The organism is Martinezella lusitana (genome assembly GCF_014207095.1).
Taxonomy (GTDB): domain Bacteria; phylum Pseudomonadota; class Alphaproteobacteria; order Rhizobiales; family Rhizobiaceae; genus Rhizobium; species Rhizobium lusitanum_B.
On the sequence record NZ_JACHBG010000008.1, the window covers coordinates 120,792 to 141,347 of the forward strand.

Here is a 20,556-nt window from a genome sequence, read left to right on the forward strand (position 1 = left end):
CGCATGAAGATGCAGATTCATCTGCGTGAGGCACGCGAGGCCGATCTCACCGAGCTTGGCGAGCTGAAGTTTCGTGCGTCGGTCGCGTGGGGAGACTTTGTCGAGGAACTGCAGAACTTGCCGGATGCACGGCAGGTCTCGCAGGAGCATCTGCCGCACATCATCGTCGCGGAGCTAGAGGGAACAATCGCGGGATTTGTAACCATACTGCCCGGAGATGATGCTTCTCAGGCTGAGTTGGAAGACCTCTTCGTAGCTCCCTCACTTTGGCGAAATGGCGTCGGAGCCCAGCTGCTGGCAGCAGCCGAAGCCCGTGCGGTAGTATTGGGAGCCGCTCGGATGCACGTCGTTGCCAATGAGAGGGCGCGCCTTTTTTATGAGGCTGCGGGTTATCGTCTGATTGGCATGGTCCAGACGGATTTCGCCTCGGCGCCGGAGCTGGCCAAGTCGCTTCGTCCGGTCCAATAAAGGCGGTTCTCCGAAGCGTTTGCGGGCAGGATGCATCATCGCGCAGACCTTAAGAGCAAGAACACGATCAATCCGGTTTGCTGCGCGCGCGCTCTTTGTCCATAGTCGCCTGTCTGTGCTCTCTCCCTGCAAGCTCGGCGGGAGGTGATTTCATCACATGCGGAGTTATCCAATGCCTCAGTCCCTCTTTCTGGTTGCCCTCGTCGTCGACGACTATGATCGTGCCAAGGCCTTCTATTGCGATTGCCTCGGTTTCGATTGTCTCCACGATGAGGTGCAGCCGACGGGCAAGCGCTGGGTCGTCGTCAGGCCGAAGGGCGCGGAAGGGGCGGCCTTATTGCTCGCCCAGGCGGCAGGCGACAGCCAGCGCGCCGCGATCGGCAACCAGACCGGCGGCCGCGTCGGCTTCTTTCTCAAGACCGATAATTTCGCCCGCGATCACGCCGCGATGCTGGCCAAAGGCGTCAAGTTCCGGGAGGAGCCGCGCCATGAGGTCTATGGCACGGTGGCCGTCTTTGCCGATCCCTATGGCAACACCTGGGACCTGATCCAGCATTCTTCCTGAGGCTGTGGCACATAGCCTCTTGATCCCTGTCGATACCGCGTGCATAAGCCGCTCGAACCAAGGGTTGAGCGCCGCTCACCCGGGCCCTCCACAAGCCTTTTGAGGATGACATGACCGAATTCAAGCCGCTCGTATTCTCCGGCGTTCAGCCTACCGGCAACCTCCACCTCGGCAACTATCTCGGCGCGATCCGCAAGTTCGTGGCCCTGCAGGCCAACAACGACTGCATCTATTGCGTCGTCGACATGCACGCGCTGACGGCTCAGCTCGTGCATGAGGACATGCCGAACCAGACGCGCTCGATCACCGCGGCCTTCCTCGCCGCCGGCATCGACCCGGAAAAGCATATCGTCTTCAATCAGTCGGCCGTGCCGGGCCATGCCGAGCTTGCCTGGATCTTCAACTGCGTTGCCCGCATCGGCTGGATGAACCGCATGACGCAGTTCAAGGACAAGGCCGGCAAGGACCGCGAGCAGGCCTCGCTCGGCCTCTACGCCTATCCGAGCCTGATGGCCGCAGACATCCTGCTTTATCGTGCCACGCATGTTCCTGTCGGAGACGACCAGAAGCAGCATCTGGAGCTGACCCGCGACATCGCCATGAAGTTCAATCTGGATTACATGGAGCATATCCGCCGCACAGGCTATGGCATCGACATCACCGTTGGCGATGAGCCGGTGCATGCCTATTTCCCGATGGTCGAGCCGCTGATCGATGGCCCGGCGCCGCGCGTCATGTCGCTGCGCGACGGCACCAAGAAGATGTCGAAGTCAGACGCTTCCGACCTCTCGCGCATCAACCTGCTCGACGACGAGGAGAACATTTCCAAGAAGATCCGTAAGGCAAAGACCGATCCGGATGGCTTGCCGAGCGAAATCGCCGGTCTTGCGGGCCGCCCGGAAGCCGACAATCTGGTCGGCATCTACGCAGCTCTTGCCGACAAGTCGAAGGCTGACGTTCTCGCGGAGTTCGGCGGCCAGCAGTTCTCGGTGTTCAAGCCGGCGCTGGTTGATCTTGCCGTGCACGCGCTCTCGCCGATCACGACGGAAATGCGTCGCCTGATGGCAGACCCGGGCCATATCGACGCCGTTCTGCGCGACGGCAGCGCCCGCGCTCGTGCCCGCGCCGACGTCACCATGAAGCAGGTTCGCGACATTATCGGCTTTCTCTATTGAGACTTTTGATATCTTATCGGTTGGCGCGTTACCTAAGTGGCGCGCCAAGACCAGCGAACGGATGGGCCGATTTTGAATATTCTGCGGATTGCTTCTTTTTCGGAAAATGGAGCTGGCGGTAATCCCGCCGGCGTCTTGATAGCCGATGTCCTGCCTGAGGCCGCCGAGATGCAACGCATCGCAGCCGAGGTCGGGTTCTCCGAAACCGCTTTTGCCTGCCCCGAAGGGCAAGGCTGGAGAGTGCGCTATTTTTCTCCTCAGTCGGAGGTTCCATTCTGCGGTCATGCGACGATCGCGCTTGGTGCGGCCTTTGCGTTGCAGGAGGGGGACGGAATTTTTGCGCTCGCGCTCAACGAGGCCAATATCACCGTCGAAGGGCACCGGAAAGGCGATGTGCTCACGGCGGCCTTACAGTCGCCGCCCACGCGAAGCAAGGCGCCGACGCCCGAGCTGGTGTCGGAAGTGCTGGCACTGTTCGGCTATTCGACCGACGACTTGGATCCGGCCATTCCCGCAGCGCTGATCCACGGCGGCGCCGATCACTTCATGCTGGCCCTGAAATCCCGCGATGCGCTTGCCGCCATGGCCTACGATCTTGATGCCGGCCGCACTTTGATGGTCCGCGAAGGTTTGGTCACGATCCTCCTTGCCTACGCCGAAACGCGGCAATTGTTCCATACACGCAATGCCTTTGCGTCGGGCGGTGTCTATGAGGACCCCGCGACCGGGGCTTCAACGGCGGCCTTTGCCGGATATCTGCGCGACATTGCCTGGCCGCATGGCGGATCCATCGAGGTCATCCAGGGTGAGGATATGGGAATGCGATCCCGCCTGCATGCCGATATCCCGACCGCGGTTGGAAGCTCCATCCGAGTGTCGGGTGAGGCAAGGCTCATGGACTTTTAGGTCACTGAACGGCAACCGCCATTGGGTCTAAAAACGGGGCTTGCCACGGCACGGACTTCGATGTCAGAGTCGTCTCATGGTATCCACACGACTTTCACGACTAGAAGGCCATCGCCGCAAGTTCATGGCGGTCATTGACGGCACTCCCGAATGCCAGCGCGCCGTTCACTATGCCGGCCGGCGCGCCAAGAATTCCAATGGCGGCCTCGTGTTGCTCTATGTGATCCCCGAGGGCGATTTCCAACAATGGCTCGGCGTCGAAGAGATCATGCGGGCGGAAGCGCGTGAGGAGGCCGAGGCGGCGACCGCCAAGGCAGCCCAGAGTGTCCGCGAGAATGTCGGCATCGATCCCGAAATCGTCATTCGCGAGGGGGCTTCGGCCGAACAGATCAATGCAGTGATCGAAGAGGATCGGGACATCGCGCTGCTCGTTCTGGCCGCCGGCTCCGCCAAGGAAGGGCCAGGCCCACTTGTTTCGTCGATCGCCGGCCGCGCCGCCGCTTTTCCGATCCCGGTCACCGTGCTGCCGGATACGCTGACGAACGAGGAAATCGACGCGCTCAGCTGATAAAAGCCAGCCATTTCTTGAGAAACACTCTCTTGAATTGAGCGGCCAAAAGGCCTATTTCTTTTGAAATATTCTAAAGTTGGGACCGGGTTTGTGCCCGCCGCATGGAGATCAAGATGTTCATTCAGACCGAAGCGACACCGAACCCCGCGACCCTGAAGTTTCTGCCGGGCAAGGTGGTGATGGAAAGCGGTACGGCTGAATTCCGCAGCGCCGAGGAAGCTGAGGCTTCGCCGCTTGCTGCCCGCCTCTTCGAAATCCAGGGCGTTACCGGCGTGTATTTCGGCTACGACTTCATCTCCGTCTCCAAGGAAAGTCAGGAATGGCAGCATCTGAAGCCTGCCATCCTTGGTTCGATCATGGAGCATTTCATGTCCGGCAAGCCTGTCATGGGCTCCAGCTCGGTTCTGTCCGAAGCGCGGGATGCCGGCGGCGAATTCTTCGATGAAGGCGATGAATCCATCGTGCTGACCATCAAGGAACTGCTCGATACCCGCGTCCGTCCTGCCGTTGCCCAGGATGGCGGCGATATCACCTTCCGCGGCTTCCGCGACGGCAAGGTCTATCTCAATATGAAGGGATCCTGCGCAGGCTGCCCGTCTTCGACGGCGACGCTGAAGCATGGCGTGCAGAACCTGCTGCGCCACTTCGTGCCCGAGGTGCAGGAAGTCGAAGCCGTCTAAGCATGGTTCCAAAGGTGCGCGGCGGTTTTTGGATAGGATTATGCCAGAACGTCGCGATGCCATACTGGAGCATTTTAAGACAAGCCAACCGCGCCTCAGGCGCGGCTTTTCGGAAAAATTGATATGATCGTACTGGCGCTCGACACGGCAGGTGTGGATTGCGCTGCCGCTGTGTATGATAGCGGCAGTGATTCTGTGATGGGGGAGGTCACGGAAACGATCGGACGGGGGCATGCCGAACATTTGATGCACGTCGTCGACGAAGCGCTGGCGAAAGCCAACACGGCGCTTTCGGCCGTCGAACGTGTCGTCGTGACCGTCGGTCCCGGTTCCTTCACCGGCATCCGCATCGGCGTTGCAGCCGCCCGCGGCTTTGCGCTTTCCCTCAACGTTCCAGCAATCGGCGTCACGACCCTCGAGGTCATGGCTGCGACTGCCAGAACACAGAATCCGGGCAAGTCGGTTCTGGCTGCGATCGATGCCAAGCGCGAGGAGATTTATCTCCAGAGCTTCGATGTCGACGGCAACCCGCTGGACGAGGCTCGGGCCGTGACGATCGACGAAGCGCAGGCAATTGCCGCTGCCTTCGACGGCGTCGTCACCGGAACGGCTGTCGCCCGGTTGAGCGACGCGCCGCCGGCGGAGCGGCCAGACGCATTTCCGATTGCCATCGTCGCCCGGCTGGGCGCTGGCAAACCTGCCGGCGAAAAGCCGAAGCCGCTTTATCTTCGCGGACCCGATGCCAGACCGCAGGCCGGATACGCAGTTGCCAGGCAGTAGAAATGCTCGAATCCTATCTGACCCTCAAAGCCGAATACGAAATCATCCCGATGGACTTGAAGGATTGCGCCGAAGTGGCGCTCCTGCATGGCGAACGTTTTCCGCGGGTCTGGGACGAGTCCGAGTTTCAGGATCTCCTCTCACAGGAGACCACCTTCGGCTTCGTTGCCCGCCAGACCAATGCCATCCTGAAGAAAGCGCTCCCGGGCTTCGTGCTCGCACGGCATGTGGCGGGCGAGGGCGAAATCCTGACGATCGCCGTCAATGCCAAGCTCGGACGCGCCGGTCTCGGATGGCGGTTGATGCAGGCGGCGCTTCGCGAGGCTCGCAATCGTGGCGGCGAAACCATGTTCCTCGAGGTCGACGGTGGCAACCAGCCGGCGCTCGGCCTTTACCGCAAGCTTGGTTTCGAGACGGTTGGCGAACGCAAGGCCTACTATGTCGGCGATAATGGCGCGAAATCGACGGCGCTTGTCATGAGCCGCGTTCTTCGCTAGAGCATTTTGCAGCCAGGTGGCATCACTTGGCGTCGCACAAATGCGGCAAAACAAGCAGATAGGGCGGCAATCCGGCGCGCTATCCGTTGTCACAGTGCAATAGGCCGAAGACAGTAATTGATGGATGATGCCGTAAAATCCCTTGAGGAGCTTTGCGCCGAGCGCGGTATGCGCATGACGGAGCAGCGCCGGATCATCGCGCGCATCATCGAGAGCTCCGAGGACCATCCCGACGTCGAGGAGCTCTATAGACGCTCCGTGCAGGTGGATGCGAAAATCTCGATCTCCACCGTGTACCGCACGGTTAAACTGTTCGAGGATGCCGGCCTTCTTGCCCGCCATGATTTCCGCGACGGGCGCTCACGCTACGAAACCGTACCGGAAGAGCATCACGACCATCTGATCGACTTGAAAAGCGGCGAGGTGATCGAATTTCACTCGCCGGAGATCGAAGCGCTGCAGGAGCGCATCGCCCGCGAACACGGCTTCAAACTCGTCGACCACCGGCTGGAGCTTTACGGCATCCCGCTGAAGAAGGACGAAGCTTGACGTGAAGCCTTTCATGCAGGAGCGAATGATTTGATGACCTGGCTGCGCATCGGCTGTGCTGCCGTGGTCATCTGCGCCGTCAGCGCCGTGATGCTGCCTCTGCAGATCCTTTGCCTGCGCTTTGACTGGAAGCTCCGGCGCTATCTGCCGCGCTACTGGCACCGCATTGTCTGCTATTGGCTTGGCGTACGCATTCATGTCGTCGGCAAGATGGAGACGAGCCGGCCATTGATGTTGGCCTCCAACCATTCGTCCTGGCTCGATATTCTCGTGCTCTCGGCAGTGGCCGACGTCTCCTTCATCGCCAAATCGGAAGTGCGGGATTGGCCGATCTTCGGCCAGTTTGCACAATGGCAGAAGAGCGTCTTCGTCGAGCGCGAGCAGAAACGCAAGACGGGCGAGCAGGTGAACGAGATCGCCGACCGCATGGCCGATGGCGAAATCATGGTGTTGTTTCCTGAGGGAACGACCTCCGACGGCAATCGGCTGCTCGAGGTCAAATCCTCGCTGTTTGGTGCCGCCGCTGCGGCCCTGCCGAAAGCGCCGGATGCCGTTGTGCATGTTCAGCCCGTTGCTGTCGCCTATACCCGGGTTCATGGCACGCCCATGGGCCGCTATTATCGCCCGCTGACGGCATGGCCTGGCGATATCGAGCTCGTGCCGCATCTGAAGGGTATCGTCCAGTGCGGCGCCATCGATGTCGACGTCTGCTTTGGCGAAGCTGTCGATTATCGCGCTGGCACCAACCGCAAGGAAGTCAGCGCCACCATCGCGCGGCGCATCCGCAATTTGCTCGCCAGCCGCCTGCTCGGCCGCGAGATCGCTTGATTTCCAGGTGATTCCAACTTTTCCATTTTCTCCGAAGGCAAAAGCCACTACATAGCGGCCCATGACCAAGGACAGCCTGACCCTCGATGCCCCGGCGACCGACGCTTTGCAGCTCGGCACCCGCGATGGCTCCAACAGCCGCAAGGTTTTCATCAAGACCTACGGCTGCCAGATGAACGTCTATGATTCCACGCGGATGAGCGATGCGCTCTCCCGCGACGGCTATGAGCCGACCGAGGACATGGAAGAGGCCGATCTCGTCCTTTTGAACACCTGTCACATCCGCGAGAAGGCGGCCGAAAAAGTCTATTCCGCGCTCGGTCGCCTGCGCGAGATGAAGAAGCGCAAGGCTGCGGACGGCCGCGAGATGATGATCGGCGTCACCGGCTGCGTGGCGCAGGCCGAGGGCGAGGAGATTCTTCGCCGCGCGCCGGCCGTCGATGTCGTCATCGGCCCGCAGACCTATCATCGCCTGCCGGACGCGCTTCGCCGCGCCAAGGAAGGCCAGCGCGTCGTCGATACCGAATATGCGATCGAGGACAAGTTCGAGCATCTGCCGATCGCCGAGAAGGCAAAGATCCGCGCCCGCGGTGTCACCGCCTTCCTGACGGTGCAGGAAGGGTGCGACAAGTTCTGCACTTTCTGTGTTGTGCCCTATACGCGCGGCTCCGAAGTCTCCCGTCCGGTCTCTCAGATCGTCGAGGAGGCGCAAAAACTTGTGGATGGCGGAGTGCGCGAAATCACGCTGCTCGGCCAGAATGTCAACGCCTGGCACGGTGCAGGCCCCACCGGCGAAGCCTGGAGCTTGGGTGACTTGCTCTATCGCCTGGCCGAGATCCCCGGTCTTGCCCGCCTGCGTTACACCACCAGTCACCCCCGCGACATGGATGATCGCCTGATCGGCGCGCACCGCGATCTGCGCACGCTGATGCCCTATCTGCACCTGCCGGTTCAGGCCGGTTCGGACCGGATCCTGAAGGCGATGAACCGCCGGCACACGGCTGCGGAATACTTGGCATTGATCGAGAAAATCCGGGTTGCACGGCCGGATATCGCACTTTCTGGCGACTTCATCGTCGGTTTCCCGGGGGAGACAGACCAGGATTTTGAGGATACATTGAAGCTAATCGAGGAGGTGAATTATGCACAGGCCTTCTCGTTTAAATATTCCACGCGGCCGGGCACGCCCGGCGCGGAGCTGAAGGATCAGGTGCCCGAAGAGGTCAAGACCGAGCGTTTGGAGCGATTGCAGGCATTGCTGCTGAAGCAGCAGCATGCGTTTGCAGAGGCCTGCGTGGGCAAAACAGTGGATATCCTTCTGGAAAAGCCGGGCCGGATGCCGGGCCAGTTGATTGGACGCTCTCCCTGGCTGCAATCTGTGAATGTTGATGCAAAAGCATCGCAAATCGGTGACATTATTAACGTACGAATCACCGGAACCAGCACCAACAGCCTTTTTGCTGAATTGCTCTAGGTTCCGGACGGATCAAAGGAGCCGCACCGCTTGAACGGACAGGAATTGGTTTCTTCTTCATCGCGCCAGCCCCGCACCGCGAGCGACGCCAATCACTTCACCCTGACGTTCGAGAATAATCGGTTCGCCAGCGAACTTTTCGGGCAGTTCGATCAGAATTTGAAGCTGCTTGAGGAACGCCTCGGCATCGATGCTCGCGCCCGCGGCAATTCCGTCGTCATCACCGGAGACGTCCTCGCCACCAATCAGGCGCGCCGCACGCTCGATTACCTCTATGACAAGCTGCAAAAAGGCGGCAATGTAGAGCGTTCCGACGTGGAAGGGGCAATCCGCATGGCGGTTGCCGCCGACGACCAATTGACGCTGCCGACCATGGAGAGAAAAGCAAAGTTGACGATGGCGCAGATTTCGACGCGCAAGAAGACCATCATTGCGCGTACGCCGACGCAGGATGCTTATATTAGGGCGCTGGAGCGCTCCGAAATGGTCTTCGGCGTTGGTCCCGCCGGTACCGGCAAGACCTATCTTGCCGTCGCGCATGCTGCCCAGCTTCTGGAGCGCGGCGCCGTGGAAAAGATCATCCTGTCGCGTCCGGCTGTCGAAGCCGGCGAGCGTCTGGGCTTCCTGCCCGGCGATATGAAGGAAAAGGTCGATCCCTATCTGCGTCCGCTCTATGACGCGCTCTACGACATGATGCCGGGCGACAAGGTCGAGCGCGCTATCACCGCAGGCGTCATCGAGATCGCGCCGCTCGCCTTCATGCGCGGTCGCACGCTCGCCAACGCCGCCGTCATCCTCGACGAGGCACAGAACACGACATCCATGCAGATGAAGATGTTCCTGACGCGTCTCGGCGAGAATTCGCGGATGATCATAACGGGCGATCCGAGCCAGATCGACTTGCCGCGCGGCGTCAAGTCCGGCCTGGTCGAGGCGCTGGATCTGCTGAACGGTGTCGAAGGCATTACCATCGTCCGCTTCAAGGATACCGACGTCGTACGTCACGCCTTGGTGGCGCGCATCGTTCGGGCCTATGACTCGACCTATGCGGCTCAAGCCGAGGAAAGCAATCCGCAGATCTGATCTGCGGCGCAACACTCATGGCAGAACTCGACATACAGATCAGCGTGGAGGAGGGCGATTGGCCCTCCGAGGAAGAGTTGCAGTCGCTTGCCGAGCGCGTGCTGGGCGAGGCTGCAGCCTATCTGAAGAAACACGAAAAGCAGCCCTTTCCGAAAATGGCGCCCGAATTGTCGCTGGTATTCACCGACGACGCCTCGATCCGCGAGATCAATGCTGAATGGCGCTCGCAGGACAAGGCGACAAATGTTCTTTCGTTCCCTGCTTTCCCGCTCGAACCCGGCGGCAGGCCCGGTCCGATGCTCGGCGATATCATTATTGCCAGGGAGACCGTTGAGCGCGAGGCGATCGATCTCGAGAAGAGTTTTAACGACCATTTGACCCATTTGATGGTCCATGGTTTCTTGCATCTCTTCGGCTACGACCATATGAATAATAGCGAAGCCGAAAGAATGGAGGGGCTGGAGACTCGCATTTTGGCTAGTCTTGGCCTATCTGATCCCTATGCGGGACAAGACCCCATTTGATTTGAACCCTGCCTGACCAGGAACAATGAGCGACTTTACGACAAGACCGGCCCCCGAGGCCAAAGATGGAGCCGATGCAGCCTCCTCCGATGAGGCAGGCAGTAGTAGCAGCGGCAAGCGATCTCAATCTTCATTCTGGGCGCGTGCAGCGCGCATCCTCCGCCCGGCGCAGGGCGCTGCGCGGCTGCGCGAGGATCTCGCCGACGCGTTGATGACCAACGCAGCCGATGACGACGCCTTTTCGCCCGACGAGCGGGCGATGTTGCACAACATCTTGCGCTTCCGCGAAGTCCGCGTCGAAGACGTCATGGTGCCGCGCGCCGATATCGAAGCCGTGGATCAGAACATCACCATCGGTGAGCTGATGATCCTGTTCGAGGAAAGCGGCCGTTCGCGTATGCCCGTCTATGCCGAAACGCTGGATGATCCGCGCGGCATGGTGCATATCCGCGACCTCCTGTCCTATGTCGCCAAGCAGGCCCGCAACAAGCGTCGCGCCGGCAGCGCCAAGACGGCCGCCGCCGCCACGACCGGTGCCGCCACCGAAAAGGCGCCGCGCTCGGCCAAGCCGAATTTCGATCTTTCGCGCGTCGATCTGCAGAAGACGCTGGCCGAGGCCGGCATCATCCGCAAGATTCTGTTCGTTCCGCCATCCATGCTGGCGTCCGACCTCCTGCGCCGCATGCAGGTCAACCGCACGCAGATGGCGCTTGTCATCGACGAATATGGCGGTACGGATGGACTGGCCTCGCATGAGGACATCGTCGAGATGGTCGTTGGTGACATCGACGACGAGCATGATGACGACGAAGTCATGTTCAAGCGTGTCTCGGAAGATGTTTTCGTCGCCGACGCCCGTGTCGAGCTGGAGGAGATCGCCGAGGCGATCGGTCCGGATTTCGACATCAGCGAGCAGGTGGACGAGGTGGACACGCTCGGCGGCCTGATCTTCTCGGCGCTCGGCCGCATTCCGGTGCGGGGCGAAGTCGTGCAGGCGCTGCCGGGCTTCGAGTTCCACATCCTTGATGCCGATCCGCGCCGTATCAAGCGCGTACGCATCACCCGCAAGCGCCATGCTGCGCGTCGGCGCCCGACGGTCAAGCTTGAAGGCGAGGCCGCAGGGGGCGAGCGTGACTTGCTGCCACCGGAAGCCATTGCCGAGGAAACATCGTCCGAACGCAACGCAGCCCGCCAATAAATGCCGCTTCGGCGGGACAAATCGTCAATTCTTTGAAAGACTGCCGCCAGTTGATTCGAAGTTTGACGGAGCTGGCGCATGGAATGGCTTTCGGGCAGGGTGATCCTCGTCTGGGGTTTCAAACGTGCGTTGCTTGCGATTCTAGCTGGTGCCATCGGCGTGCTGGCCTTGCCGCCGTTTGGCTTCTTTGCGGCAATGTTCATCTCCTTTACGCTGCTGGTTTGGCTGCTCGACGGTGTCGCGGCCAGCCCTGATAGCGGCGTTTTCGGTCGGCTATGGCCGGCCTTCTTCACCGGCTGGCTGTTCGGCGTCGGTTATTTCGTTGCTGGTCTTTGGTGGCTCGGACATGCATTGTTGATCGATGCCGAGGAGTTTGCCTGGGCCCTGCCGTTGGCAATTCTCGGCCTGCCGGCCTTCCTGGCAATCTTCTACGGTGCCGCGACCGTGCTTGCCCGGATACTGTGGTCCGACGGCGTAGGCCGCATCGCGGCGCTCGCTTTCAGTTTCGGCATTCTCGAATGGCTGCGGAGCTTCCTCTTCACCGGTTTTCCTTGGAATGCCATCGGCTATGGCGCCATGCCCATTCCGCTGATGATGCAGTCCGCACATGTGATCGGCGTGCTTGGTGTTACCGTGCTTGCCGTCTTCGTCTTCGCCGCGCCGGCTTTGCTCGGCACGCGGCAAGGGCGGGTCCCCGGCATCGGGCTTGCGATCCTTGTTGCCACAGCCCATGTGGGTTACGGTTACTACGTGCTGCATCTGCCGGAGGCGCCGGCCGTGAGCGGCAAAACGGCACCTGTCGTGCGCATCGTTCAGCCTTCCATCGATCAGCAGGCGAAGATGGATACGGATGCCGATCGCACCGCCATCTTCGACAAGCATCTGGCGCTCTCCGTGCAGCCGCCGGCAAATGGCGGCAAGCGCCCCGATATCATCGTCTGGCCGGAGACGGCCGTTCCGTTCATCCTGACCGATAACAGGGATGCGCTCGCGCGCATCGCCGATCAGTTGGAGGACGATCAGGTTCTGATCACCGGCGCCGTCCGCGTCGAAGACATGGGACCAGGCACCCCGCCACGCTATTACAATTCGATCTACGTCATCGATGGCCGCGGCCAGATCATCGACGCCTCGGACAAGACCCATCTCGTGCCTTTCGGCGAGTATGTGCCCTTCGAGCACATTCTGAGCTACCTCGGCATCGAGAACGTCGTCGAGTTGCCGGGTGGGTTTTCAGCCGCCACCAAGCGGCGGCTGTTGACCATGCCCAACGGCATCAAATTCTACCCGCTGATCTGTTACGAGATCATTTTCCCGAATGAGATGACTCAGGAGATTCGACAGGCAGATGCCATTTTGAACGTTACGAATGACGGTTGGTTCGGAGATACGCCTGGTCCCTATCAACATTTCCTGCAGGCCAGGGTGAGGGCGGTAGAGCAGGGGCTTCCTCTGATTCGCAGTGCCAATACGGGCATTTCAGCCTTCGTCGATCCGCGGGGGCGCGTACTCTCCGGCATCGGCTATAATCAGCAAGGGTTCATAGATGCTACCCTGGGTGGTGCGTCCGTCTCGAGCGTCGACGGTAAGGCCCGGAAAACATACTTTTGGTTGATTGTCGGCCTGGTCGGCCTCGTTGCTGCCATTTCACGCATGGGTTTTATTCCAAGGGTGAATTGACCAAAAAACCCTAAAATTGCATAGTGCTAGCTATCCGCCTTTTAAACGTAGACTGGAGGCCTTGGGGGCGTCGGCTGCAACGTGGCGTTATAGGGGTGGAGAAGGGTACCGGGTGGCAGGTCCTGAATTCAACCTATGTTAGGGTAAAATGATGATTGAAAACAAAAAGAAGCCGAACCCCATCGACATTCATGTCGGTAGCCGCATACGCCTCCGCCGCACGATGCTTGGCATGAGCCAGGAAAAGCTCGGCGAAAGCCTCGGAATTACGTTTCAGCAGATCCAGAAATATGAAAAGGGCACCAACCGCGTTGGCGCTAGTCGTCTCCAGAACATCTCCAGCATCCTCAATGTCCCGGTTTCCTTCTTCTTCGAAGATGCCCCGGGTGAGCACGCGGCCAATGCGGGTGGCATGGCCGAAGCATCCAGCTCCAACTATGTCGTCGATTTTCTGTCCTCTTCCGAGGGGTTGCAGCTTAATCGTGCCTTCGTGAAAATCTCCGATGGCAAGGTCCGGCGCAAGGTCGTCGAGCTGGTCAAGGCGCTTGCCGCGGAAGCGGACGCTGAATAGGCATTTCGAGGGGGCATCGGAATGCTGAAGTCGAAAGGCGGTCGTTTTGGCCGCCTTTTGTGCGTTTACGGCAAAATTTTATCACTTCAGCCGAGATATAAAGATATATTTATGTCCTTGTTCGTCTTGTTTTTCGAGGCGGAGGCGAATATCAAATGCAGAGATTTTTGTTCTTTGAGGGGAATCCCGCATGCGCGCGAATTATCTGTTTACGAGTGAGTCTGTTGCCGAAGGTCACCCGGATAAAGTTTGTGACCGCATTTCCGACGAAATCGTCGATCTGGTTTACCGCGAGGCCGCAAAGACCGGCGTAAACCCATGGGGCGTGCGCATTGCCTGCGAGACCCTTGCCACCACCAACCGCGTCGTCATCGCCGGCGAAGTTCGTCTGCCGCCGAGCCTGATGAAGAAGGACAAGGACGGCAACGACGTCATCAATCCTTCGAAGTTCAAGGCCGCCGCTCGTCGCGCCATCAAGGATATCGGCTACGAACAGGACGGCTTCCATTGGAAGAAGGCGCGTATCGACGTCCTCCTGCACTCGCAGTCCGCCGATATCGCCCAGGGCGTCGACAATGCCGCCGACCAGCAGGGTGACGAAGGTGCCGGCGACCAGGGCATCATGTTCGGTTACGCCTGCAAGGAAACGCCCGATCTCATGCCGGCGCCGATCTACTATTCGCACAAGATCCTGCAGCTCCTCGCTACCGCCCGCAAGAAGGGCGAGGGCGAAGTTGCCAAGCTCGGCCCGGATGCCAAGAGCCAGGTGACGGTTCGCTACGTCGACGGCAAGCCGTCCGAAGTGACCTCGATCGTGCTTTCGACCCAGCATCTGGACGACAGCTGGGATTCGAAGAAGGTTCGCGCCGTTGTCGAGCCCTACATCATTGAAGCTCTCGGCGACCTGAAGATTGCCTCCGATTGCAAGTGGTACATCAACCCCACGGGCAAGTTCGTCATCGGTGGTCCTGACGGCGACGCCGGCCTGACCGGTCGCAAGATCATCGTCGACACCTACGGCGGCGCAGCCCCGCACGGCGGCGGTGCTTTCTCGGGCAAGGACACGACCAAGGTAGACCGTTCCGCTGCCTATGCTGCCCGCTACCTCGCAAAGAACGTCGTTGCCGCCGGCCTTTCCGACCGCTGCACGATCCAGCTGTCCTACGCCATCGGCGTCGCTCAGCCGCTGTCGATCTATGTCGATCTGCACGGCACGGGCAAGGGCGTCACTGAGGACCAGGTCGAAGCGGCTATCCGCAAGAACATGGACCTCTCGCCGACCGGCATCCGTCGTCACCTCGACCTCAACAAGCCGATCTACGCCAAGACCTCGGCCTATGGTCATTTCGGCCGCAAGGCCGGCCGTGACGGTTCTTTCTCCTGGGAGCGCACGGATCTGGTGAAGGCCCTCAAGGAAGCCGTGAAGGTCAAGGAAGCTGCATGATCGACGTCGAGCGCCGGTCGCGGGCGACGGAAGCATTCTTCGGGCGGCGCAAGGGTAAGGCCTTGCGCGGCCAGCAGGCGGAAACGCTGGAAGCCTTGCTGCCGCAATATATCGTCGATCTCTCCGCTCCGGCGCCGCAGCCGCTGAATGATCTCTTCCCGGTGCAGACCGAGCGTCTGCGCCTGGAGATCGGTTTCGGCGGTGGCGAGCATCTGATCCACAGGGCACTGGAACAGCCGACGACCGGTTTCATCGGCGTCGAGCCCTTTGTCAATTCGATGCAGAAGCTGCTTGCGCGTGTCGGCGAGACCGGTGCGCGCAATATTCGTGTTTACAACGACGACGCTACCCAGCTTCTGGATTGGCTGCCGGATGACTGCCTGGATCAGATCGATCTGCTTTATCCTGATCCCTGGCCGAAGAAGAAGCACTGGAAACGCCGTTTCGTCTCGCAGGTCAACCTCACGCGCTTCCATCGCGTGCTGAAGCCGGGCGCTCTCTTCTGTTTTGCCTCCGATATCGACACCTATGTCAACTGGACGCTGCAGCACTGCCAAACGCATGGCGGCTTCGAGTGGACAGCGCGTAACGCCGCCGACTGGCTGACCCCCTATGAGGGCTGGCCGAGCACCCGCTATGAGGCCAAGGCCCGTCGCGAAGGACGTTCGTCCGCCTATCTGACCTTCAGGAAAATCTGATAGTTTGCTATCAGGCTGAGATAGTAAACCTCAGATCGCGCATCATGCCTTTTCGGACCGCCATGCAAGGCGGTCTGGATGATGCGCATGCATCGGGCGGCAAAATTCCGCGCAGTCGATGCGAACGGCGAGCGCCACCGTTGAGCGATACCTGCGATAAAGTGCGTCGCAATCGTTCAGACGCGGCTCCTGCGCTTTAAGCCTTATTGGCTTTGCGCATCTCGTTTTCGCAAAACCGCCGCGCACTTTTGCGCGATATGCTTAGTGCAGGCTGACGGTCTTCAGTTCATCTTCTGCAGCACGGTAGAAAGTGCTGGAGCGATTGTCCGTCAGTAAGATCGGTGTGCCGTCGGCACCGAAAAGCGCCCACAGGTCAACCTCCGGATCAATATCGGGTGCTTCAGGGAAGCAGCGCGATACTTCGTTCCAGTCCATTTTTCTGATGTAGGCAACCTCACCGGCGCCGATATTGGCAAGCTCGGATTGGGTCAGGCGGGCGGTAGCTTCTTTCATCAACATGCTCGTACCTCCAGTATGAGGAACCAACGGCCCAGAGCATGGTGCGGAAAAGTGTCAGTGGCTTTCAGCCGACATCATGCTCTAGTTATCTGATTCTAGAGCGGATTTTGCTTCCAGGCCGATTCGACGTGAAATCATCCGGCTCCAGGCCGTTGTCCTACTGTGAGACCGAAATGTTAATTTTCTTTACTATGCGATCCGGTTCCGGTCGAATGAGATCGACCGAGAGGAGGCCGTTTTTCAGGACGGCGCCGAGAACCTGCATGCCGTCGGCAAGCACGAAGACGCGCTGGAACTGACGGGCTGCAATGCCGCGATAGAGGTAATCGCGCTCGCCTTGTTCGATCTGGCGACCGCGAATCAGAAGCTGATTCTCTTCTGTCGTCACATCGAGTTCGTCTTCGGAAAAACCGGCCACCGCAAGCGTGATACGCAGTCGCTCCGGCTCGCCGGAGAGCCGGTCTGCCCGCATGCGCTCGATATTGTAGGGAGGATAGCCGTCGCTGGCTTTGGAAATACGCTCCAGCGTCTTTTCCATAGTGTCGAAGCCCAGAAGCAACGGGCTGGCAAAGGGAGTCGTCCGGCTCATCGTCAAGTCCTTGGTATCAAGCGACTGTTCCGGGCCTGATCTTCAGCACCCGGTTGTCCTAATATGGGAGTGCGCGGCGATCAGTGCAAGGCATCATCTCTTCGCATCCGCGAGATCGGATTCATCCGCGAAAATCGTTCGATGACACGGCATGCGAGCGCTTGACAAAGCCGGACCGGACCCGCGACAAAGCCTCTCAATCTGCACCGGAGGAAAGTTACAGATATGACCGAACCCAGAAAAATCATTATCGATACCGATCCTGGTCAGGACGATGCCGCAGCGATCTTCCTCGCCTTCGGCAGCCGCGAGGAGATCGATGTTCTCGGCATTACCACCGTCGCAGGCAACGTGCCGCTGCGGCTGACGAGCCGCAATGCCCGCATCGTCTGCGAGCTCTGCAATCGCCGCGACGTCAAGGTGTTTGCCGGCGCCGACGCCCCGCTGAAGCGCAAACTGGTGACCGCCGAACATGTGCACGGCAAGACCGGCCTCGACGGTCCGGAACTGTCCGAGCCGACGATGGAACTGCAGCCGGGCCATGCCGTCGATTTCATCATCGACACGCTGCGCAACGAGCCGGAAGGCGCCGTCACGCTCTGCACGCTCGGGCCGTTGACCAATATCGCAATGGCCTTCCAGAAGGCGCCTGATATCGTCGGGCGCGTGCGCGAACTCGTCATGATGGGCGGCGGCTTCTTCGAAGGCGGCAACATCACGCCGGCCGCCGAATTCAATATCTATGTCGACCCGGAAGCGGCCGATGTCGTGTTTCGTTCGGGCGTACCGATCGTCATGATGCCGCTCGACGTCACCCATAAGCTGCTCACCCGCAAGGATCGCGTCGCCCGTATGGCCGCCGTCGGCACGCCGCCGGCCAAGGCCATGGTCGAAATGCTGGAGTTCTTCGAGCGCTTCGATATCGAGAAATACGGCTCGGATGGCGGCCCGCTGCACGACCCCACGGTCATTGCTTACCTCTTGAAGCCGGAACTCTTCAAGGGCCGCGAGTGCAACGTCGAAATCGAAGTGACCTCCGAACTGACGGTCGGTATGACCGTGGTCGACTGGTGGCATGTTACCGACCGCAAGCGCAACGCCAAGGTCATGCGCGATGTCGATGCCGATGGCTTCTTCGCGCTGCTGACGGAACGCTTTGCCCGCATCTGATCGTCACGGCAAATGAAGAAGGCCGCCGGATCGCTCCGGCGGCCTTCTTATTGATTAAATTCAGGCGGCTCAGAATTCCTCCCAGTCGTCCTGTGCAAGGGCCGTGGCGCCATGCGTCTGTGGCTGAGCCCGGCGTACCGGAGCCGGAGCAGGGGCTGCCGCTCTGCGTGACGAGACCGGGGCGCGCATCTGCTGGGCCGCAGCTCTCAACGCACCTGCATTGTCCTGCGCGCTGTGCGACGTGCGGAAGCGTGCGACCAGGCCCCGAAGGGTCTGGGCTTCTTCGGCAAGGGTGACGCTGGAGGCCGTGGTCTCCTCGACCATTGCCGCGTTCTGCTGCGTCACCTGGTCCATCTGGTTCATGGCCGAGTTGATTTCCTTGAGGCCGATGGCCTGCTCGCTTGCCGAGGCGGAAATCTGGCGAATGAGACCGTTGATCTCCATCACCTGCTGGGCGATCTTGTGCAGGGCATCGCCCGCGCGACCGACCAGGTCGACACCTTCCTTGACCTGACCTGCCGAGGTGTTGATCAGCGTTTTGATCTCCTTGGCGGCATTGGCCGAACGCTGCGCCAGCTCGCGCACTTCCTGCGCGACGACTGCAAAGCCCTTGCCGGCTTCGCCTGCACGGGCAGCTTCCACGCCGGCGTTGAGCGCCAACAGGTTGGTCTGGAAGGCAATCTCGTCGATGACGCCGATGATGCGCGAGACTTCCAGAGAAGACTGTTCGATGCCGTGCATGGAGGCGATAGCCTTCTGCACGACCTCGCCGGAATGCTCGGCATCCTGAGACGCTGCATTGACGCTGCTTGCTGCCGTGCGGGCATTTTCGGCACTGGAGTTGACCTGTGCGGTCAGCTGGTTGAGGGCGGCCGCGGTCTCTTCTAGGCTCGCGGCCTGCTGCTCCGTGCGGCGGGCAAGGTCGGAGGCGCTGTTGCTGATCTCGCCGGTACCACTGCCGATGTTGCCGACGCTGACATTGACCGTGTGCACGGTCTCTTCGATGCTGGCCAGCGCGGCGTTGAAGTCCTGCTTCAGCTGGGCATATTCGCCGGGGAAGTCGTCGGTGATGCGCTGGCTGAGATTGCCCTTCGACAGCTCAGCCAGGTTGTGGCCGAGAATGCCGACGATGTGACGCTGGAGGGCGACGCTCTCATTGCGCTCGCTTTCGGAGCGGCGGCGTTCGCCTTCGGCAGCTTGGCGCTGATCGTTTGCCTCGCCTTCGAGGCGCTTGGTATCGGCAAGCGCGAAGCGGAAGCCTTCCAACGCCTTGGCGACGGAGCCGACTTCGTCAGCCCGGTCCTGACCGACGATCGGATCGGCGTAGTTACCGGCGCTGAGGCCCTTGACGCTGGCAACGAGACCGGCAAGCGGCTTCTGCACGAAGCCGCGAACGGCCGCGTAGAGAGCGAGCATGACGGCGATCAGTACCAGAATGCCGGAGACCACCATCGTGAAGGTTTGGTCACGCACTGGCGCTGCAATCGCACTGCGCGGTACGTCGATGAGAACGACCCAGGTGGCGTTCAGACCCGGAACGGCGAACGGATAGACGACGCGGTCGAATTCTTCGCCGCCCTTTTCCGAGAGGTTCTTGAGGATGCTGGCGGAAGAGGAGGTCAGCGCGGCCTTGATGACGCTTGCGCCGGAACCGTCATATTCCTTCATCAGCTGATCGGCGGTCGGCGCGACCAGCCATTTGTTATCCTGGGAAACCAGCAGGACGCGACCCGAACCGAACGGATGTAGCTTCTGAAGTTTCGTGTAGAGCGAGGAGAGGGAGATATCGACGCCCGCGACGCCGATCATCTTGCCGCCGGACATGACCGGATAGGCGATAGAGCTCATGGTCGTCGGAACGTCCGTGCCCTGTGCGAGGTAGGGCGGCGTGATCGCGCCCTTGCCGCTGTCGGCGGCGAGCTTCCACCAGGCAGCCGTATAATCGTTGTCGAAGGTCGAGAACTGGATGCCGCCATCCTTTGTCTTCGACCAGTAGGGCGCGAAGGCACCCTTTTCGTTGACGCCCTGATCCTTGTTGTTGGCAAGTTCGGTCGTCTTGCCGTCGAGTGCGCCGAGCTGCTCGCAGAACCAGCTGCCGAAAGCAAAGACGTTCTGCTCAACGTTCGCCTTGAGGATATTCATCATACCCTTGCGGTCGAGGTTGTGGCCTTCATGTGCGCGGCCGATAACGGCGGCCATGGAACGGGCGGCGCTGGCCATTTCGCCGAGATTGGCAGCGATTTCGTTGGAAATAGATTTGGCTTCGGTATTGGCCTGATCCATCGTCAAGGCCTCGACGCGGTCACGCGTCTGCGAGATCAGCAGGAAGTTGGAGACCAGCAGGACGAGTGCAATCGCCAGCCCGGTGACCAAGATCAGCTTGGCCGCAAGCGACTTCATACGAAAGATGAACATCATTTCCTCAAAAAGCGATGCGTGGGATGCACATTATCCGCATGCAAAGTCGGCGCAGGATGGCCCTGTCATAGAGCCGCCGTGAGAATTGCCGCCGCGGCCGGAAGGGTATACGCGCCAGGCCAGAGGAGAATGATATGGAAGCGCAAAAATTTAATTAATTGCGCTCCAC

22 protein-coding genes are annotated in these 20,556 nt (G+C 60.2%); 19 read left to right on the forward strand and 3 right to left on the reverse strand.

The window, feature by feature from the left end; genetic code table 11:
- The first annotated feature begins 3 nt into the window (after positions 1–3).
- The 18 genes from GGD46_RS18420 to GGD46_RS18505 all read left to right on the forward strand — a co-directional run bounded on the left by GGD46_RS18420 (position 4) and on the right by GGD46_RS18505 (position 15,691).
- A complete protein-coding gene (locus GGD46_RS18420) occupies positions 4–468 on the forward strand; it encodes a GNAT family N-acetyltransferase (RefSeq protein WP_184706494.1) in 465 nt (154 codons plus the stop codon).
- A 172-nt stretch (positions 469–640) separates the two neighbouring features.
- Entirely contained in the window at positions 641–1,033 is a 393-nt protein-coding gene (locus tag GGD46_RS18425; protein ID WP_184706496.1) for a VOC family protein, read from the forward strand.
- 110 nt (positions 1,034–1,143) lie between these two features.
- Positions 1,144–2,208, forward strand: a complete 1,065-nt coding sequence (trpS, locus tag GGD46_RS18430) for a tryptophan--tRNA ligase (protein WP_184706498.1) — start codon at positions 1,144–1,146, stop codon at positions 2,206–2,208.
- A gap of 72 nt (positions 2,209–2,280) precedes the next feature.
- Positions 2,281–3,114 carry a PhzF family phenazine biosynthesis protein gene (locus GGD46_RS18435; RefSeq protein WP_184706500.1) on the forward strand — a complete coding sequence of 278 codons (834 nt, stop codon included), beginning with the start codon at positions 2,281–2,283 and terminating at the stop codon, positions 3,112–3,114.
- 76 nt (positions 3,115–3,190) lie between these two features.
- Positions 3,191–3,682 carry a universal stress protein gene (locus GGD46_RS18440; protein WP_184706502.1) on the forward strand — a complete coding sequence of 164 codons (492 nt, stop codon included), beginning with the start codon at positions 3,191–3,193 and terminating at the stop codon, positions 3,680–3,682.
- Positions 3,683–3,798: 116 nt separating this feature from the next.
- Positions 3,799–4,365: a NifU family protein gene (locus tag GGD46_RS18445; RefSeq protein ID WP_184706504.1), complete on the forward strand. Its 567-nt coding sequence runs from the start codon at positions 3,799–3,801 to the stop codon at positions 4,363–4,365.
- Between the two features lie 123 nt (positions 4,366–4,488).
- On the forward strand, positions 4,489–5,145 hold the full coding sequence (gene tsaB / locus GGD46_RS18450) for a tRNA (adenosine(37)-N6)-threonylcarbamoyltransferase complex dimerization subunit type 1 TsaB (RefSeq protein WP_184706506.1): 657 nt from the start codon (positions 4,489–4,491) through the stop codon (positions 5,143–5,145).
- A 2-nt stretch (positions 5,146–5,147) separates the two neighbouring features.
- Positions 5,148–5,642 carry a GNAT family N-acetyltransferase gene (locus tag GGD46_RS18455; protein WP_184706508.1) on the forward strand — a complete coding sequence of 165 codons (495 nt, stop codon included), beginning with the start codon at positions 5,148–5,150 and terminating at the stop codon, positions 5,640–5,642.
- Between the two features lie 120 nt (positions 5,643–5,762).
- The gene (locus GGD46_RS18460; RefSeq protein WP_037152890.1) at positions 5,763–6,191 is read left to right on the forward strand and encodes a Fur family transcriptional regulator; all 429 of its coding nucleotides are present in this window, start codon (positions 5,763–5,765) and stop codon (positions 6,189–6,191) included.
- 30 nt (positions 6,192–6,221) lie between these two features.
- Positions 6,222–7,019, forward strand: a complete 798-nt coding sequence (locus tag GGD46_RS18465; RefSeq protein WP_184706510.1) for a lysophospholipid acyltransferase family protein — start codon at positions 6,222–6,224, stop codon at positions 7,017–7,019.
- 61 nt (positions 7,020–7,080) lie between these two features.
- Entirely contained in the window at positions 7,081–8,493 is a 1,413-nt protein-coding gene (gene miaB / locus GGD46_RS18470) for a tRNA (N6-isopentenyl adenosine(37)-C2)-methylthiotransferase MiaB (RefSeq protein WP_184706512.1), read from the forward strand.
- Positions 8,494–8,523: 30 nt separating this feature from the next.
- Positions 8,524–9,576, forward strand: coding sequence for a PhoH family protein (locus GGD46_RS18475; protein WP_184706514.1), 1,053 nt, complete (start codon positions 8,524–8,526; stop codon positions 9,574–9,576).
- Between the two features lie 17 nt (positions 9,577–9,593).
- Positions 9,594–10,100, forward strand: a complete 507-nt coding sequence (gene ybeY / locus GGD46_RS18480; RefSeq protein ID WP_184706516.1) for an rRNA maturation RNase YbeY — start codon at positions 9,594–9,596, stop codon at positions 10,098–10,100.
- A gap of 25 nt (positions 10,101–10,125) precedes the next feature.
- The gene (locus GGD46_RS18485) at positions 10,126–11,298 is read left to right on the forward strand and encodes a hemolysin family protein (protein ID WP_184706518.1); all 1,173 of its coding nucleotides are present in this window, start codon (positions 10,126–10,128) and stop codon (positions 11,296–11,298) included.
- Between the two features lie 78 nt (positions 11,299–11,376).
- Positions 11,377–12,978: an apolipoprotein N-acyltransferase gene (gene lnt / locus GGD46_RS18490; RefSeq protein WP_184706520.1), complete on the forward strand. Its 1,602-nt coding sequence runs from the start codon at positions 11,377–11,379 to the stop codon at positions 12,976–12,978.
- Between the two features lie 151 nt (positions 12,979–13,129).
- Entirely contained in the window at positions 13,130–13,549 is a 420-nt protein-coding gene (locus GGD46_RS18495) for a helix-turn-helix domain-containing protein (protein WP_184706522.1), read from the forward strand.
- A 190-nt stretch (positions 13,550–13,739) separates the two neighbouring features.
- Positions 13,740–14,993 (forward strand): methionine adenosyltransferase, encoded by a 1,254-nt coding sequence (gene metK / locus GGD46_RS18500; RefSeq protein ID WP_184706524.1) that lies wholly within the window; start codon positions 13,740–13,742, stop codon positions 14,991–14,993.
- Positions 14,990–15,691 carry a tRNA (guanosine(46)-N(7))-methyltransferase TrmB gene (locus tag GGD46_RS18505; protein WP_184706526.1) on the forward strand — a complete coding sequence of 234 codons (702 nt, stop codon included), beginning with the start codon at positions 14,990–14,992 and terminating at the stop codon, positions 15,689–15,691. Before metK ends, GGD46_RS18505 begins: the two co-directional genes overlap by 4 nt.
- 261 nt (positions 15,692–15,952) lie before the next feature.
- Here the strand turns inward: GGD46_RS18505 and GGD46_RS18510 are convergent, their stop codons facing one another.
- The gene (locus tag GGD46_RS18510; protein ID WP_184706528.1) at positions 15,953–16,210 is read right to left on the reverse strand and encodes a DUF1150 family protein; all 258 of its coding nucleotides are present in this window, start codon (positions 16,208–16,210) and stop codon (positions 15,953–15,955) included.
- 157 nt (positions 16,211–16,367) lie between these two features.
- Positions 16,368–16,799 (reverse strand): Hsp20 family protein, encoded by a 432-nt coding sequence (locus GGD46_RS18515; RefSeq protein WP_004120834.1) that lies wholly within the window; start codon positions 16,797–16,799, stop codon positions 16,368–16,370.
- Positions 16,800–17,024: 225 nt separating this feature from the next.
- Between GGD46_RS18515 and GGD46_RS18520 the strand changes: the two genes are divergently transcribed.
- Positions 17,025–17,969 (forward strand): nucleoside hydrolase, encoded by a 945-nt coding sequence (locus GGD46_RS18520; protein ID WP_184706530.1) that lies wholly within the window; start codon positions 17,025–17,027, stop codon positions 17,967–17,969.
- Between the two features lie 69 nt (positions 17,970–18,038).
- On the opposite strand, the gene GGD46_RS18525 is transcribed toward GGD46_RS18520, so the two are convergent.
- The gene (locus GGD46_RS18525) at positions 18,039–20,384 is read right to left on the reverse strand and encodes a methyl-accepting chemotaxis protein (RefSeq protein WP_184706532.1); all 2,346 of its coding nucleotides are present in this window, start codon (positions 20,382–20,384) and stop codon (positions 18,039–18,041) included.
- Positions 20,385–20,556 lie beyond the last annotated feature (172 nt).